The organism is Pseudoalteromonas sp. SIMBA_162 (genome assembly GCF_046535955.1).
Taxonomy (GTDB): domain Bacteria; phylum Pseudomonadota; class Gammaproteobacteria; order Enterobacterales; family Alteromonadaceae; genus Pseudoalteromonas; species Pseudoalteromonas marina.
On the sequence record NZ_JAWJBQ010001398.1, the window covers coordinates 1 to 229 of the forward strand.

Sequence of the window (229 nt, forward strand, 5' to 3'; positions counted from 1 at the left end):
ACTCATTGTTTTCATGGCGCGAGCCGCCGAACCTATATTACCTGAGTGTGCTGTGCTCACTAAAACAACGCGAATATCGTCTCAGATCATTGCTGTGCTTCTTACAAATGCCAAAAAATTGCGCGAATTCTAACATAAAAGCACACTAAGATCCTAGAACCTTAAACCCGATCAACACTCGTAAAAAGGGCCTTTAAACCATGGCCGCTTTTACATACACATCAAAACG

General features: G+C 42.4%; 1 pseudogene. It reads right to left on the minus strand.

The window, feature by feature from the left end:
- Nucleotides 1–75: pseudogene (locus tag R0J88_RS24200) on the minus strand (tRNA (cytosine(32)/uridine(32)-2'-O)-methyltransferase TrmJ); the annotation flags it as partial.
- Nucleotides 76–229: the final 154 nt, after the last annotated feature.